The sequence below is a fragment of the Burkholderia sp. AU30198 genome (genome assembly GCF_020419825.1).
Lineage (GTDB): Bacteria > Pseudomonadota > Gammaproteobacteria > Burkholderiales > Burkholderiaceae > Burkholderia.
The window spans coordinates 176,854-193,302 of record NZ_JAIZSA010000013.1 but is presented as its reverse complement, the minus strand read 5'-3'; the positions used below and the strand labels follow the sequence as shown (position 1 = coordinate 193,302).

At 67.5% G+C, this 16,449-nt stretch carries 14 protein-coding genes; 10 read left to right on the top strand and 4 right to left on the bottom strand.

The features are described from left to right. The first annotated feature begins 43 nt into the window (after nt 1-43). From tgt to LGN19_RS26455, 5 genes are all read left to right on the top strand, one after another. Nucleotides 44-1,231, top strand: coding sequence for a tRNA guanosine(34) transglycosylase Tgt (tgt, locus tag LGN19_RS26475; protein WP_226217948.1), 1,188 nt, complete (start codon nt 44-46; stop codon nt 1,229-1,231). A 234-nt stretch (nt 1,232-1,465) separates the two neighbouring features. Further along, the gene (gene yajC, locus LGN19_RS26470) at nt 1,466-1,789 is read left to right on the top strand and encodes a preprotein translocase subunit YajC (RefSeq protein ID WP_226217946.1); all 324 of its coding nucleotides are present in this window, start codon (nt 1,466-1,468) and stop codon (nt 1,787-1,789) included. Nucleotides 1,790-1,895: 106 nt separating this feature from the next. Next, nucleotides 1,896-3,917, top strand: a complete 2,022-nt coding sequence (secD, locus tag LGN19_RS26465; protein ID WP_122944512.1) for a protein translocase subunit SecD — start codon at nt 1,896-1,898, stop codon at nt 3,915-3,917. 16 nt (nt 3,918-3,933) lie between these two features. Then, nucleotides 3,934-4,884 carry a protein translocase subunit SecF gene (gene secF, locus LGN19_RS26460; protein ID WP_006482457.1) on the top strand — a complete coding sequence of 317 codons (951 nt, stop codon included), beginning with the start codon at nt 3,934-3,936 and terminating at the stop codon, nt 4,882-4,884. Between the two features lie 204 nt (nt 4,885-5,088). Then, nucleotides 5,089-6,672, top strand: coding sequence for a S41 family peptidase (locus LGN19_RS26455; RefSeq protein WP_226217944.1), 1,584 nt, complete (start codon nt 5,089-5,091; stop codon nt 6,670-6,672). A gap of 18 nt (nt 6,673-6,690) precedes the next feature. Here the strand turns inward: LGN19_RS26455 and LGN19_RS26450 are convergent, their stop codons facing one another. The 4 genes from LGN19_RS26450 to LGN19_RS26435 form a co-directional block, all read right to left on the bottom strand. Continuing rightward, a complete protein-coding gene (locus LGN19_RS26450) occupies nt 6,691-7,968 on the bottom strand; it encodes an MFS transporter (RefSeq protein ID WP_226217943.1) in 1,278 nt (425 codons plus the stop codon). A 183-nt stretch (nt 7,969-8,151) separates the two neighbouring features. After that, nucleotides 8,152-8,733, bottom strand: coding sequence for a YceI family protein (locus tag LGN19_RS26445; RefSeq protein ID WP_122944510.1), 582 nt, complete (start codon nt 8,731-8,733; stop codon nt 8,152-8,154). A gap of 65 nt (nt 8,734-8,798) precedes the next feature. Further along, nucleotides 8,799-9,359, bottom strand: a complete 561-nt coding sequence (locus LGN19_RS26440) for a YceI family protein (RefSeq protein ID WP_174963455.1) — start codon at nt 9,357-9,359, stop codon at nt 8,799-8,801. A gap of 8 nt (nt 9,360-9,367) precedes the next feature. Continuing rightward, the gene (locus tag LGN19_RS26435) at nt 9,368-9,928 is read right to left on the bottom strand and encodes a cytochrome b (RefSeq protein WP_122944509.1); all 561 of its coding nucleotides are present in this window, start codon (nt 9,926-9,928) and stop codon (nt 9,368-9,370) included. Nucleotides 9,929-10,186: 258 nt separating this feature from the next. Between LGN19_RS26435 and LGN19_RS26430 the strand changes: the two genes are divergently transcribed. The 5 genes from LGN19_RS26430 (at nt 10,187) to LGN19_RS26410 (ending at nt 16,406) form a co-directional block, all read left to right on the top strand. Next, nucleotides 10,187-10,852 carry a paraquat-inducible protein A gene (locus LGN19_RS26430; RefSeq protein ID WP_043191143.1) on the top strand — a complete coding sequence of 222 codons (666 nt, stop codon included), beginning with the start codon at nt 10,187-10,189 and terminating at the stop codon, nt 10,850-10,852. Next, nucleotides 10,849-11,478, top strand: a complete 630-nt coding sequence (locus LGN19_RS26425; RefSeq protein ID WP_226217942.1) for a paraquat-inducible protein A — start codon at nt 10,849-10,851, stop codon at nt 11,476-11,478. The genes LGN19_RS26430 and LGN19_RS26425 overlap by 4 nt, the downstream gene beginning before the upstream one ends. Continuing rightward, complete coding sequence (locus LGN19_RS26420) at nt 11,471-13,090, top strand: intermembrane transport protein PqiB (RefSeq protein WP_226217941.1); 1,620 nt, start codon at nt 11,471-11,473, stop codon at nt 13,088-13,090. Before LGN19_RS26425 ends, LGN19_RS26420 begins: the two co-directional genes overlap by 8 nt. Further along, nucleotides 13,087-13,812: a membrane integrity-associated transporter subunit PqiC gene (locus tag LGN19_RS26415; RefSeq protein ID WP_226217939.1), complete on the top strand. Its 726-nt coding sequence runs from the start codon at nt 13,087-13,089 to the stop codon at nt 13,810-13,812. Before LGN19_RS26420 ends, LGN19_RS26415 begins: the two co-directional genes overlap by 4 nt. 470 nt (nt 13,813-14,282) lie before the next feature. Continuing rightward, on the top strand, nt 14,283-16,406 hold the full coding sequence (locus LGN19_RS26410; RefSeq protein ID WP_175222369.1) for a site-specific recombinase: 2,124 nt from the start codon (nt 14,283-14,285) through the stop codon (nt 16,404-16,406). The last annotated feature ends 43 nt before the right edge of the window (nt 16,407-16,449 follow it).

The following is a 16,449-nucleotide window of genomic DNA, read 5'->3' as shown; positions in this document are numbered from 1 at the left end:
AACATGCGCCGGACTGTTTTCCGGTAGCGAGGAGAATGACGCGATGACCGAAGGTTCATCCCACGATACGCACGCCCCCGTGCAGGACCGCCCGGCGAACGGGCTCGAATTCGAACTGCTGACGACCGACGGCCACGCGCGCCGCGGCCGCGTGAAGCTCAACCACGGCGTGGTCGAGACGCCGATCTTCATGCCGGTCGGCACCTACGGCACCGTGAAGGCGATCCAGCCGCGCGAGCTGCACGAGATCAAGGCCCAGATCATCCTCGGCAACACGTTCCACCTGTGGCTGCGCCCGGGCCTCGGCACGATCGACGCGCACGGCGGCCTGCACGGCTTCATGGGCTGGAACAAGCCGATCCTGACCGACTCGGGCGGCTTCCAGGTGTTCTCGCTCGGCGACCTGCGCAAGATCACCGAGGACGGCGTCACGTTCGCGTCGCCGATCAACGGCGACAAGCTGTTCCTGTCGCCGGAAGTGTCGATGCAGATCCAGAAGGTGCTGAACTCGGACATCGTGATGCAGTTCGACGAGTGCACGCCGTATGCGACCAACGGCGTGCCGACCACGCACAAGGAAGCGGCCGACTCGATGCGCATGTCGCTGCGCTGGGCGAAGCGCTCGCTCGACGAGTTCGACCGGCTCGGCAATCCGAACGCGCTGTTCGGGATCGTCCAGGGCGGGATGTTCGAGGACCTGCGCGACGAATCGCTCGCCGGGCTCGCCGAGCTCGGCTTCCACGGCCTCGCGATCGGCGGGCTGTCGGTCGGCGAGCCGAAGGAAGACATGATGCGCGTGCTGCGCCACGTGGGCCCGAAGCTGCCGGCCAACAAGCCGCACTATCTGATGGGCGTCGGCACGCCGGAGGACCTGGTCGAAGGCGTCTCGAACGGCATCGACATGTTCGACTGCGTGATGCCGACCCGCAATGCGCGCAACGGCTGGCTGTTCACGCGCTTCGGCGACGTGAAGATCCGCAACGCGACGCACAAGAACTCGCTGAAGCCGCTCGACGCGAGCTGCACGTGCTACACGTGCCAGAACTTCTCGCGCGGCTACCTGCATCACCTGCACCGCGTCGGCGAGATCCTCGGCGCGCAGCTCAACACGATCCACAACCTGCACTACTACCTGCAGTTGATGAGCGAGATCCGCGAAGCGATCGAGACCCATACGTTCGACGCGTTCCGCCAGCGCTTCGCGGAGGATCGCGCAAGAGGGGTCGACTGACGGGCCGGCGGCCCGCATCGCGGGCTCGTCACATAGGACGCGTACTAAATAACGCGTCCCGACTGTCGAACCCGGCCGCCAAATATTACAATTGCCTTTCCAAACAAGTTGCAACGGACCCGGTTCACGCTTTAACAGCTTGATCCGAAAGCGCATTTGCCGAGCCGTTTGCGCATGGGGCCGGTGGTAGAATAACCGGCTTATTTTTCGATCTTCCCCTACGGAGAGACCAACGTGCCGTTCATTTCCAACGCGTTCGCCCAAGGTGCCGGTGGCGCCGAATCGAGCCTGATGAGCTTCCTGCCGCTCATCCTGATGTTTGCCGTGCTCTACTTCATCATGATCCGTCCGCAGATGAAGCGTCAGAAGGAGCACCGCAACATGCTCGCGGCCGTGGCCAAGGGCGACGAAGTCGTCACGAGCGGCGGCCTCGTGGGCAAGGTGACGAAGGTCACCGAAGGCTACATCGGCGTCGAGATCGCCGAAGGCACCGAAATCACCGTGCAGAAGGCTGCAGTCACGACCATTCTGCCGAAGGGCACGATCAAGTCGCTGTAAGCCCTTCACCGAGCGTCCGGCTCCCCGCGCCGTGCCCGCCTGAGAGAGCGGGCCGCCGCGGCGCCGGACGCGACGCTTTCACGCCAACCACCCGTTCGGCTCCCTCATGAATCGTTATCCACTCTGGAAATATGTCGTGATGGTCGTGGCGCTCGCCATCGGCCTTCTGTACACATTGCCCAACTTCTTCGGTGAAGCGCCGGCGGTGCAGGTGTCGAGCGGCAAGGCCACGGTCAAGCTCGACTCGACCACGCTGACCCAGGTCGAATCGGCGCTCGCATCCGCGCAGATCACGCCGGACGACGTCACCTTCGAGAACACGGCGACCAACGCGAACATCCGCGTGCGCCTGAAGGACACCGATACGCAGCTGCGCGTCAAGGACCTGCTGCAGAAGTCGCTGAACGCCGACCCGAACGATCCGCAGTACGTCGTCGCACTGAACCTGCAGAGCGCGTCGCCGCGCTGGCTGACTGCCCTGCACGCGCTGCCGATGTATCTCGGCCTCGACCTGCGCGGCGGCGTCCACTTCCTGCTCCAGGTCGACATGACGGGCGCGCTGACGAAGAAGCTCGATTCCGACGCGTCCGACGCGCGCACGCTGCTGCGCGACAAGAACATCCGCGACGGTGGCGTGAGCCGCGTCGACCAGTCCGTGGTCGTCAATTTCAGCGATGCACAGACGGCGGAAGACGCCCGCAAGGTGCTCGCGCTGTCGATCACCGAACTGCAATGGGCGACCCAGCCCGGCGGTGGCGGCACGCAGGTCGTCGGCACGTTTACGCCGGCCGTGCAGAAGTCCGTCGAGGACGCCGCGCTCAAGCAGAACCTGACGACGCTCCACAACCGCGTGAACGAACTCGGCGTGTCCGAGCCGATCCTCCAGCAGCAAGGCAGCGACCGCATCGTCGTCGAGCTGCCGGGCGTGCAGGACACCGCGAAGGCGAAGGACATCATCGGCCGCACCGCGACGCTCGAGGCGCGCCTCGCCGACCCGATCAACACGCATCCGAACCCGAACGACCCCGTTCCGCCGGGCGAGGAACTGTTCACGCAGGGCATCCAGGCGCCCGTGCTGCTGAAGAAGGACGTGATCTTCACCGGCGACCGCATCATCGATGCATCGGCCGGCTTCGACGAACACCAGCGTCCGTCGGTCAACATCCGCCTCGACTCGGCCGGTGGCCGCGCGGTGCGCACGGTGTCGCGCGACAACATCGGCAAGCCGATGGCGATGGTGCTGTTCGAGAAGGGCAAGGGCGAAGTGCTGACGGTCGCGACAATCCAGTCGGAACTCGGCGACCGCTTCCAGATCACGGGCCAGCCGACGCCGCAGGCCGCGGCCGACCTCGCACTGCTGCTGCGCGCCGGTTCGCTCGCCGCTCCGATGGACATCATCGAGGAACGCACGATCGGCCCGAGCCTCGGCGCCGACAACATCAAGATGGGCGTCCACTCGGTGATCTGGGGCTTCTGCGCGATCGCCGTGTTCATGATCGCGTACTACATGCTGTTCGGCGTAGTGTCGGTGATCGGCCTGTCGGTGAACCTGCTGTTGCTCGTCGCCGTGCTGTCGCTGATGCAGGCGACGCTGACGCTGCCCGGTATCGCCGCTATCGCGCTCGCGCTCGGTATGGCGATCGACTCGAACGTGCTGATCAACGAGCGCGTGCGTGAAGAACTGCGCGCCGGCCAGCCGCCGCAGACCGCGATCCAGGCCGGTTACGCGCACGCATGGGCGACGATTCTCGACTCGAACGTCACGACGCTGATCGCCGGCCTCGCGCTGCTCGCGTTCGGCTCGGGCCCGGTTCGCGCGTTCGCGATCGTGCACTGCCTCGGTATCCTGACGTCGATGTTCTCCGCGGTGTTCTTCTCGCGCGGGATCGTCAACCTCTGGTACGGCGGCCGCAAGAAGCTGAAGTCGCTCGCGATCGGCCAGGTATGGAAGCCGGAAGGCGCCGCTGCCGGCGCGTCGTTCACCGACGCCGACGAATCGACCGACACCGCACGCGCCGCGAAGCTCGCCGCCCCCGCGAAGAGCAACGCGCCGCGCGCCGGCAAGCCGCAGCTGCGCAACCGCGCGCAGCAAGGCGTGTCGCCGAAGAAACCGGGCTCGACCCAATAAGGCCCCGGAGAAGACCATGGAATTTTTCCGCATCCGTAAAGACATTCCGTTCATGCGGCACGCGCTGGTGTTCAACGTGATCTCGCTGGTCACGTTCCTCGCCGCCGTGTTCTTCCTGTTCCACCGCGGGCTGCACCTGTCCGTCGAATTCACCGGCGGGACGGTGATCGAGGTGCAGTACCAGCAGGCCGCTGAACTCGAACCCGTGCGCGCGACGCTCGGCAAGCTCGGCTACGCCGACGCGCAGGTGCAGAACTTCGGCACGTCACGCAACGTGCTGATCCGCCTGCAGCTGAAGGAAGGCCTCACGTCCGCGCAGCAGAGCGACCAGGTGATGGGCGCGCTGAAGGCGCAGAGCCCGGACGTCACGCTGCAACGCGTCGAGTTCGTCGGCCCGCAGGTCGGCCGGGAGCTCGCGACCGACGGCCTGCTCGCGCTCGCGTGCGTCGTGATCGGCATCGTGATCTACCTGTCGTTCCGCTTCGAGTGGAAGTACGCAGTGGCCGGCATCATCGCCAACCTGCACGACGTCGTGATCATTCTCGGCTTCTTCGCGTTCTTCCAGTGGGAGTTCTCGCTGGCGGTGCTCGCGGCAATCCTCGCGGTGCTCGGCTACTCGGTCAACGAGTCGGTCGTCATCTTCGACCGGATCCGCGAGACGTTCCGCCGCGAACGCAAGATGAGCGTGCAGGAAGTGATCAACCACGCGATCACGACCACGATGTCGCGCACGATCATCACGCACACGTCGACCGAAATGATGGTGCTGTCGATGTTCTTCTTCGGCGGCCCGACGCTGCACTACTTCGCACTCGCGCTGACGGTCGGCATCATGTTCGGCATCTACTCGTCGGTGTTCGTCGCGGGGTCGCTCGCGATGTGGCTCGGCATCAAGCGCGAAGACCTGATCAAGGAAAAGAAGACCGCGCACGATCCGGACGATCCGAACGCAGGCGCGCAGGTTTAAGCGCCACACTGCTTCGGCATCGACGAAAAGCCGGCCCGGTTGGGCCGGCTTTTTTTTGCCTGCGCCACCGCCGCGCATCGCGCCGCCCGCTCGCCGTGCCCCGTCACGCGCGTCGGCTACAATCGTGACCGTCCCGCCGTACCGCACGCCGGCCGCGCGTCGGCGGGACAGCACCTTCGCCCTCCGTTCAAACGTGCGGTCCCGATGATGCCTCCCACGCGTGTCGTTCTTCGCCTTGCCGTTTGCGCGGCCGTCACGGCCGTGCTCCTGCCGTGCGTGTCGCCCGTCGGTGCGCAACAGCCGGCGTCCGCGCCGCCCGCTCCCGCTCCCGCTCCCGCTTCCGCTTCCGCATCTGCACCCGCCCCCGGCACCGCCTCGCCCGCAGCCGCCCAGCCGCCTTCGCCCTGCCCGCCCGACTGGGAGCCGCAGATCTGCGAGCTCAAGGCGGCGGTGGAAGTCCTGAAGCGGCAGCACCTGACCGACGTCGACATCGGCGCACTGCTCGACGCAACGACCCACGCAGGAATCAAGACGCTGCCGTACGCACGTTTCTTCGACGCGAAGGAGGAGCAGGAGCGGCGCGACGACGAACGGCGTGCGCGCGACGGTACACCCGGCATCGGCATTGTGTTCGAGACGCGGCCCGACGGGCTGCACATCGTCGACGTGATTCCCGACGCGCCCGCGGAACAGGCCGGCGTGCGCCCCGACGATCTCGTCGTCGCGATGAACGATACGAGCGTCGTCGGCATCGATCCCGCCGACCTGACCCAACTCGCCAAGGGCGACGCGGGCGTGCCGCTGAAGCTCACGGTCCAGCGCGGCCCGTCGCACGCGGTCCTGAGCTTTGCGCCCGTGCGAAAGATCCTCAAGCCGCATCCGGCGACCGCGAAACGGCTCGACGGCGACATCCTGTACACGCGGCTGTCGAGCTTCCCGGAACCGGCGGTCGGCGACTACATCGACACGGTGCAGGCCGCGCGCCGCGCGGGCCCGCCGGTGAAAGGCCTGATTCTCGACCTGCGCATCAACGGCGGCGGCGCGCTGAATGCGGCGATCGGCATCACCGCGCTGTTCACGGGCCGCGATCGCACCGCGATGGTGACGGTCGAGCGCGGCGATACGCACCGCCGTCGCTACACAACCAACTGGCCCGACTACGAACTGCCGGTCATGCACGGGCAGGATCCGCTCGCGCCGCTGCAGGCCGACGACTGGTGGCGCACCGTGCCGCTCGTCGTGCTCGTCGACGGACAGAGCGCATCGGCCGCCGAAGCGACTGCGGCCGCGCTGAAGGATCTCGGCCGAGCGAAACTGCTCGGCATGCCGACCTACGGCAAGGGCCTCGCGCAGACGGGCGTCGATCTCATCGACGGCACGCGCCTGAATTTCACGTATGCGCGCAACGTGCGGCCGAACGGCTGCCCGATGGACGGCTACGGCGTCGTGCCGGACTGGCTCGTGCCGCCGCGCCGCGACTCGGACGTCGACGGCGTGCTGCTGTGGTACCGGGAAGCCGATCTCGCCCGCGCACCATATGCGGACCGGCTGGCGCCCGATCCGTTCGCGAAGGGGCGCAAGGAACGGCAGAAGCTGCGCGAGCAGCGTGCGTTCGCGAAGATCGATACGGCGAAGAGCGCGGCGCTGCCACAGCGCGTGTTCGGCACGGCAACCGACTGGCAACTCAGGCAGGCACTCGCCGCACTCGCCGGGCGCCCCGTGCAGACCGTCGAAGCCAGGCCGCAACTGATGCCCGCGCAGCCCGTATGCGAGCGCGTCGGCAACTGACGCGCGCCGCCCGTCCTGTTACCGGAACCCGAACCGCCGGCGCAGCACGACGAGCGCCACGAGGCTCAACACGGCCGCGAACATCAGGTAGAAGCTCGGCGCGGTCTTCATCCCGGTTGCCTTGATCAGCCACGCGATGATGAACGGCCCGAAGCCGCCGAAAATCGTCACCGCGACGTTATACGCGAGCGACATCCCGGTCGTGCGCGTCTGCACCGGAAACACTTCGGACAACAAACCCGGCAGCGCCGCGAAGTAGCCCGTCATCAGGAAGGCGAGCAGCACCTGCAGCGCGATCAGCGTGCCGAAGCCCGGATGCGCGACCAGGTACGCGAACGCCGGATAGATCAGCACGAGGATGCCGATGGCCGGCGCGATCATCACGCGCACGCGGCCGTAAGTGTCCGACCAGTGGCCGACGAGCGGCGCGAACGCCATCTGGATCACGCCGACCACGAGGATCGCCGCGAACGCGGCCGACGGTGCGAGGCCGAGCTGCTTCACGCCGTAGGTCGGCATGAACAGCACGAGATAGGTTGCCACGGTGCCGAGCACGACCACGCCCATCGCGGCGACGAGGCGCGCCTTGTGCGACGCGAAGGTGTCGCGCAGCGGGTTCGCGGTGCCTTCCGCCGCGAGGAATTCGGGCGTCTCGTCGACCTTCGTGCGGATGTAGTACGCGACCGGCCCGAGCAGCAGGCCAAAGAAGAACGGCACGCGCCAGCCCCACGACGCCATCTGCGCGGCCGTGAGTTGCGCGTTCAGAACGGTGCCGAAGCCGGCGGCGAGCAGCGTCGTGAGCCCTTGGCTCGCGACCTGCCAGCTCGCGAAGAAGCCGCGCCGGCCCGGCACGTGCTCGGCGAGGAACGCGGTCGCGCTGCCGAACTCGCCGCCGGCCGAGAAGCCCTGCATCAGCCGCGCGGCGACGAGGATCACCGGCGCGGCGACGCCGATCGTCGCGTAGGTCGGCAGCACCGCGATGATCAGCGTGCCCACCATCATCAGCAGGATCGACAGCGTGAGCGCGGCCTTGCGGCCCGCGCGGTCGGCATAAGCGCCGAGCACGATCGCGCCGAGCGGGCGCATGAAGAACGACACGCCGAACGTGCCGAGCGTGAGCAGCAGCGACACGGTGTCGTTGCCGGCCGGGAAGAACAGCTTCGAGATCGTCACCGCGAAGAAGCCGTAGACGACGAGATCGAACCACTCGAGCGCGTTGCCGATCGACGCGGCGACCACCGCGCGCCACACGCGCGGCGACGAGGCAATGGAACGGGACTGCGTGACGGCATGCATCGGCGATCTCCTTGTCGTTGTACGTTCTGTGCGAGGCGGCCGCGCGCGCCGTCGGCCTGCCCGGCGCCGCGCACGGCGCTCGGGCGATTATAGGCGCGCAAAAAAATACCGCCGCGCCCCCTGACGGGAACGCGGCGGTGTGCTCGCGGCGGGCCGGCGCGGCGGCCGGCCCGGCCGGACGCGTTACTGCTGCTTGACGGCTTCAGCCGTGATCAGCAGCTTCGTCTTCATCTTGAAGCCGTACTGCTTGCCGTAGTCGAGGCCGAAATCGTCGCGGCTGAATTCGCCGACGGCGTCGACGCCGCACACTTCACGCTTAAGCATCGGGTGCGGCATGCACTTGAACGAATCGATCTTCAGCGTCACCGGCTTCGTGACGCCATGCATCGTCAGGTTGCCGACCACCGACACCGGCTTGTCGCCGTCGAACTTGATCGTGCCCTTGTAGTTCGCCTGCGGGAACTTGGACACGTCGAAGAACTCGGCCGTCTGCAGATGCTCGTCGAGTTTCGCGCTGCCGGTGTGGATCGACGCGATGTCGGTCGTCACGTCGACCGTACCCGTCTTCGCCGCGCGGTCGAGCGTCACGGTGCCGCTCGACTTGTCGAACTTGCCGCGCCAGACCGACAGGCCGCCGAAGTGGTCGGCCTCGAAGCTCGGGTACGTGTGGCTCGGGTCGAACTGGTACGTTGCGCTATCGGCAAACGCCGAGAACGACAGCGACGCTGCCAGCGCGCCCGCGGCGATGATCAGTTGCTTTTTCAAACTCTTTCTCCTTGGAACGGCGCCGCGCCCTCGCGCGGCATTCAGGTGAGGCGACAGCCCGCCGCTTACTTGGTGGCGACGAGATGGAACTTGATCTGCACTTCGTCCGCGACGATCGACGTGTCCTTCCACTCGCCGGTGCCGACGTTGAAGGCCGAACGCTTGATCGGCAGCACGCCGTCGAACGTCTGCGTCGCGCCGCTTTGCGTGACCGTGACGGGCACCGTGACGTTCTCGGACTTGCCCTTGATCGTCAGCTTGCCGGTCACGTTGTACTTGTTGCCGCCCGTCGGCGCGATCGCCGACGACACGAACGTCGCCTGCGGATACGCCTTCGCGTCGAACCAGTCCTTGCCGGCGACCTGTTCGTTGTACATCTTGTCGCCGAGGTCATAGCTCGCGACGTCGATCGTCATCTGGGCGCTGCCCTGCGCGGCTTTCGCGGGATCGAACTTCACCTGCGCGGAAAATTTCTTGAACGCGCCTTCGGTCGGCACGTTCATCTGCTTCGACACGGCAGACACCTTGCTCTTCGCGAGATCGACATCGGCGAGCGCCGCGCCCGACGCGACAAGTGACACCGCGGCGAAGGCGGTCAGCATGGAGCGGGAGAAAGACACTTTCATGGGATCCTTCATTTGGCAAAGGGAAGCATCCGCGACAGCAGGCCGTCGCGGTCCAACAACTGGTGCTTGAGCGCCGCAAGCACGTGCAGCGAGACGAGCGCAAGCAGAATGTAATTCAAGGACACGTGAAGCGTCTTGAAGGTTTCCTTGAGCACCGGATCGGGGTCGATCAGCCGCGGCAGCGGCACGATGCCAAGGTAGACGACCGGGATGTTCGACGCCGAGCTGTACAGGTAGCCCGTCACCGGAATCACGATCATCAGCACGTACAGCAGGATGTGCACGCCGTGCGACGCCGCACGCTGCCACGCCGGCGTATCGCCCGGCAGCGCCGGCGGCACGTGAGTCGCACGCCACAGCACGCGCACGGCGGCCAGCGCGAATACGGTCACGCCGATCCACTTGTGCCACGAAAAGTACTTCAGCTTGGTCGGCGTGAAGCCCGGGATGTCGGTCATCACCCAGCCCAGCGCGAACGCGCAGACGATCAGCAGCGCGATCAGCCAGTGCAGCGCGATCGCAGTTTGCGTATAGCGTACCGGCGTGGCCGGCAGCGATTTCGATGCCATCTTGGATTCCTCAGTTCAGCGAACGGCCGCGCCGGCAATTGGTCCGACGCTTGTCAAGGGCGCCATGCTACCGCAACCTTTTGACGCGCGCGGACTCTGAAGACAGGCGCGCCAGCCGGCTGACGGTTTCCCGTCATGTTACCGATCAGTCACCGAACACACGATCGTTGACACGCCGAAAAAGGCCTTTTGGTAAGATTGGCGCGGGTTCCGGCCCCGTCGACGCGTCTCCCCAGCCGTCGCACAACTGCCTTTTCCATGCAACGAAACGACCTGATTGCCTGTCACGAGTGCGACGCACTGTTGCACAAACCGCGCCTGAGCGGACGTGAATCCGCGCGCTGTCCGCGCTGCGATGCCCTGCTCTATCGCAACAGCGCCGCGCAGATCGAGCGGATCTGCGCGCTCGCGCTCGCGGCGCTGATCACGTTCACGATCGCGCAGGCGTTCCCGATCCTCGAAATGGACGTGAACGGCAACCGCGTGCAGACCACGCTGATCGGTGCGATCGATTCGCTGTGGCACCAGGACATGGCGATCGTCGGCGTGATGGTGTTCTGCTCGACCGTGCTGTTCCCGCTCGTCGAGATGGCCGCGCTGCTGTACCTGCTGCTGCCGATCCGCCGCGGCGTCGTGCCGCCCGGCTTCAACCTGGTGCTGCGCGCGATCGAGCTCGTGCGGCCGTGGGGGATGATCGAGGTGTTCATGCTCGGGATCCTCGTCACGATCGTGAAGATGGTGAGTCTCGCAAGAGTCGTTCCCGAAGCCGCGCTGTTCGCGTTCGCCGCGCTCACGCTGATGATCGCCGTCGTGCTGATGTTCGATCCGCGCACGCTGTGGGACATCGCCGACGACCTGCGTGCCGGGCGCGCGCCCGGGCAGCCCGACGATGCCGCCCCGCTGCCGGAAGCCGCCCGCCGATGACGATCCCGACCGCCGCCCGCGAGGGCTACGCCAGCTGCCATGTGTGCGGCCTCGTGCAGACGCTCGACCATCCGCACTCACACTGCGCACGCTGCGGCAGCGCGCTCCATTTCCGTACGCCGAACAGCCTGATGCGCACGTGGGCGCTGCTGCTCGCGGCCGCGATCCTGTACATTCCCGCGAACCTGCTGCCGATCATGCGCACGGCGTCGATCGTCGGCTCGCAGGAAGACACGATCATGAGCGGCGTCATCTATTTCTGGATCTCGGGCGACTGGCCGCTCGCCGTCGTCGTGTTCGTCGCGAGCATCCTCGTGCCGATGCTCAAGCTCGGCGTGCTGCTGATCCTCGTGATCAGCGCGCAGCGCCGCACCGCGTGGCGGCCGCTGCAGCGCACGCGCCTGTTCCGGATCGTCGAGCGCATCGGCCGCTGGTCGATGCTCGACATCTTCGTCGTGACGCTGACCGTCGCGCTCGTCCATTTTCGTTCGCTCGCCATCATCACGGCCGGCCCCGGCGCGCTCGCGTTCGGTTCGGTCGTGATCCTGACCATGCTCGCGTCGATGCAGTTCGATCCCCGCCTGATCTGGGATCCAGTCGAAACCTCAGGGAATCACCATGAATAGTCCACAAGGCCCGCAGCACGACGCGCCCCGGCCGCCCGATCCGACGATCTCGACGAAAAGCGGCTGGCTGCCGTCGCTCGTCTGGCTCGTGCCGCTGATCGCCGCGCTGATCGGCATCGGCCTCGTGATCAAGTCCGTGCGCGAGCGCGGCCCGGAAATCACGATCAGCTTCCACAGCGCCGAAGGGCTCGAGCCCGGCAAGACCCAGGTCAAGTACAAGGACGTCGAGATCGGCATGGTCAAGACGATCAAGCTGTCGAAGGACCTGTCGCGCGTGCTCGTCCAGGTGCAGCTGAAGAAGGAAGCCGAGGACTTCGCGGTCAAGGACTCGCGCTTCTGGATCGTGCGGCCGCGCATCGGCGCGACCGGCGTGTCGGGGCTTGGCACGCTGCTGTCCGGCGCGTACATCGGCGTCGATGCCGGGCGCTCGCAGGATACCCTGACCGACTTCACGGGTTTCGAAACGCCGCCGGCCGTCACCGGCGACCAGAAGGGCACGCAATACGTGCTGCGCGGCGGTTCGCTCGGCTCGGTCGACATCGGCTCGCCGGTCTACTACCGGCGCGTGCAGGTCGGCCAGGTGGTCGGCTTCTCGCTCGACAGGGACGGCACGGGCGTAACGTTCCACGTGTTCGTCAACGCGCCGTACGACCAGTACGTCGGCGTGAACTCGCGCTGGTGGCAGGCGAGCGGCGTCGACCTGCGGCTCGATTCGAGCGGCCTGAAGCTGAACACGCAGTCGCTCGCCACCGTGATCCTCGGCGGCATCGCATTCCAGACACCGCCGAACCAGGACTCCGGCACGACCGCACCGAACAACACGACGTTCCGGCTCGGCTACGACGAAGCCGACGCGATGCGCGATCCGGACGGCCTGCCGCTGCCGGTCGTGATGAACTTCAACCAGTCGCTGCGCGGGCTCGCCGTCGGCGCGCCGGTCGACTTCCGCGGCATCGTGCTCGGCGAAGTCACCAATATCGGCATCGACTTCGATCCGAAGACGAAGAACTTCCTGATGCCGGTGACGATGAACATCTATCCGGAGCGCCTCGGCCGCCGCTTCCGCGAGACGATCGAGAGCAAGGGCGAACCGGCCCGTCGCGAGATCGTCGAGCGGCTCGTCCGGCACGGGCTGCGCGGCCAGCTGCGCACCGGCAACCTGCTGACGAGCCAGCTGTACGTCGCGCTCGACTTCTTCCCGAAGGCTCCGACCGTGACGATCGATACGGCACGCCAGCCGCTCGAGCTGCCGACCGTGCCGAACACGCTCGACGAGCTGCAGCTGCAGGTCGCCGACATCGCGAAGAAGCTCGACAAGGTGCCGTTCGACCAGATCGGCGCGAACCTGAACAGCGCGCTGTCGAACGCCGACAAGCTGTTCAAGCAGCTCGACACGCAGGTCGCGCCGGAAGCGCGCGACACGCTGTCGGCCGCGAAGCAGACCTTCTCGACCGCCGAAGCGACGCTGCAGCAGGATTCGCCGCTGCAAACCGACGTGCGCGGCGCGCTGAAGGAGCTCACGCGCACGCTGCAGTCGCTGAACGCGCTCTCCGACTATCTGGAGCGCCACCCCGAATCGCTGCTCAAGGGCAAGCCAGGAGATCAACCATGACGACACGCGTGAACGGTTTCGCGAGCGGCGCGGCGGCGGCTGTCGCCGCCCTCGCGCTCGCCGCGTGCAGCTCGCCGCCCGCGCGGTTCTACACGCTCAGCCCGGCCGACGCCGCAGCGCCGCTGCGCACCGCGCCGGCCAACCCGGCGTTCCTGATCGAAGTGCCGTCCGTCGGCGTGCCCGAGCAGATCGCGAAAAACCAGCTGGTCGTGCAGAAGAACGCCGCGCAGGTCGACGTGCTCGAGCAGGAACGCTGGGCGTCGCCGCCCGCCGACGAGATCCGCCGCGCGCTGTCGGACGATCTCGCCGCGCAGCTCGGCACGATCGACGTCGCGAATTCCGCCCACCCGCCCGGCGTGCCCGTGTATCGCGTCAGCGTGAACGTGCAGCGCTTCGAGTCGTGGCCGGCCAAGCGCGCGGCGGTCGACGCCGTGTGGAGCGTGCGCTCGCTCGCCACGCAGGCCGTGATGACCTGCCGCACGAGCGTCGCGGAGCCGGTCGCCGACGGCTACGACGCGCTCGTCGCCGGCCACCGGCGCGCGCTCGACGTGATTGCCGCGCAAGCCGCGGCCGGCGTGCGCGCGATGGCCGCGCGCCGCGGCGCGCCCGCTGCGACGGCGCCCGCGGCCGGCGGCAAGACGGCCGCCGCGCCGGTCGTGCCGTGTCCGGCCAACCCGACGCCGGGCGGCGACGCCGGCGCGACGGGCAAGTCCGGCGCGTAAGCGTACGGCGCGCGGGCGAGCGTCCGAAGCAGCATTCGTCGGCCTCGTCCGGCCCGGTGCGTCCGGTAGCACGCGCCGGCAGCGGTCGGCACGACCCGGCCGCCGCTTGCGTCACACCACGCGCATCGCGTCGAACGGCGACTTTGCATTGTTTGTCAAAGTCGGCCGGAACCGGCGTCATACCATACGGTCGGCTTGCGTTTTCCGGCCCGATTGACGATCCTACGCACTTTCCGGCTCGCGCCGCTCGTCGTGCGCGCCAGCCAGCGGCGCCGGGCCGCGTTCGGCCCGACCGCCGTGCCTCCCGGCGCCCGCACGCGTTCGGCGTGCACCGCAGCGGGGCAGCCGCATCGCGGGTCGCCGCGCATTGCCCGGCAACCGGCCCCGTCTCACCCGTTCTCCCCGGCGCCGCGCCGTTTCTCCGGCCGGCATCCCGAACCCGCCCGCCGAGGGCTTTCGCTATTCCGTTTATGTTTCGTTCCCTGACGACCCTGATCAAGAAGTGGCGCGCGTCGCGCAATGCCGGTCACCAGCTCGATGCGCTGCTCGCGCACGCCGACGCCGATGCGTCGTACGCCGAGCGCAGCGAATGGCTGATCGAGCTCGCGCACTGGCTGCGCCGCACCGGCACGATGCAGGCCGCGCAGGACGCGCCGGCCGATCGCGACGCCGATGCGCGCGCGTATCCGGCCCATGCGCGGCTGCGCTACCTGTTCCACGTGCTCGATCGCAATCCCGAGTGGAAAACGCACGCCGCGCGCATCCTGCGCGGCATCCTGCGCGAGTGCGACGGCATCTCGCTCCTGTGCGACGCCGGCATGCCCGTGCACTCGGGCTTCTTCGGCGCGCTGTTCGAGCGGATCGACTCGTCGCTGATCCCGCCTGCACCGAACCGCCGCGAGCTGTCGGCGCTGTTCACGCTGATGTTCCCGACCCCGGAAGACGCGCAATGGATCGACGCGCTGCCCGACGATCTGCTCACCCGCCTCGCCGAGCTGATCTCGTTCGACATCACCGACGAGGAGCGCCACGAGCCGGGTTCGTTCTCGCGCGACCTGCTGGCCGCGCTGCACAACCTCACCTGCCAGATCAGCTCGACCGGCCTGTCGCAGACGGTGCGCAACCGGCTCTCCGACGACGACGCGCGCAAACCGCTCGAAACGCAGCCGTTCTACCGTCTCACGCGCGCGATGCTCGCGGTCGAGACCGCGCACGCGGCCGTCGAGGACGGCGGCGACCCGAGCAAGCTGCTGCACGAGGTGAACTACCTGCGCGTGCTGCTCGACGAATGCCGGATCGCCGTCGACGAGGTGTTCTCGCACCTGTACCGCAACGGTGTGTCGGTCGACATCGTGTTCCAGGTCGAGCGGATGCGCATGCGCATCCTGCGCGCCGAGATGCTGCTCAACGCATGGATGGCACGCGACGACCTGCACGGCATGGCGCACCTGACGGCCGAGCTCATCGACGCGAACCACAACAGCCAGAGCGTGTCGCACCTCGTGCGCAGCAACTTCTCGCTGTTCGCGCGCAAGCTCGTCGAGACCAACGCCGACACCGGCGAGCACTACATCTCGCGCGGCCGCGCCGAGTACCTGAAGATGCTGCGGATGGCCGCGGGTGGCGGCCTCGTCACCGTCGTGACCGTGTGCATGAAGTTCGCGATCACGGGCGCGCACCTGCAGTCGATGCTCGAAGGGCTGCTCGCGGGCGTCAACTACGCGGCCAGCTTCATGCTGATGCACTTCCTGCACTTCACGCTCGCGACCAAGCAGCCCGCGATGACCGCGCCGACACTCGCGCGCGAGCTCGACGACACCGGCCACGAGGAAGGCGTGAAGGCGTTCGTGGCATCGGTGATCGCGCTGATCCGCACGCAGGCCGCCGCGATTTCCGGCAACGTGCTCGTCGTGCTGCCCGTGTGCCTGCTGGTGCAGCTGTTCGCGGGCAACCTGCTGCATGCGAACCTGATCTCGCCGGAGAAAGCCCATGCGACGCTGCACTCGTTCTCGCTGCTCGGCCCGACGCCGCTCTACGCGGCGCTGACGGGCGTGCTGCTGTGGGCGTCGAGCCTGCTCGCGGGCTGGGCCGACAACTGGTTCGTGCTGCACCGGGTCGGCGACGCGCTCACGTACAACCGCCGGCTGCGCCTCACGCTCGGCGCGGCCGGCGCGGCGAAGCTCGCGCACTTCTGCCGGTCGAACGTGGCCGGCGTGGTCGCGAACGTCGGCCTCGGCCTGATGCTCGGCCTGATTCCGGCGATCGTCACCGTGTTCATGTTCCCGTTCGAGGTACGGCACGTGACGCTGTCGGCCGGTTCGATCGGGATCGCGCTCGGCGTGCTGGGCAAGGACGCGCTCGGCACGCCCGAGCTGTGGTGGGCCTGCGCCGGCGTGCTCAGCATGGCGATCCTCAACGTGCTCGTGAGCTTCGCACTCGCGTTCACGATGGCCGTGCGCTCGCGCAGCCTGCGCCGAACCAAGGTGCGCGCGCTCGTCGCCGCGATCGTCCGCACGGTGCTGTCGAATCCGCTCGCGCTGTTCTGGCCGGGCAGCGGCCCGGCCGCGCGCGCCGGCCAGCCGGGCTCGCACTGAGCCCGCGGCGCGATGGCGGTGCCCGCCCGGGCACCGCCGCGCC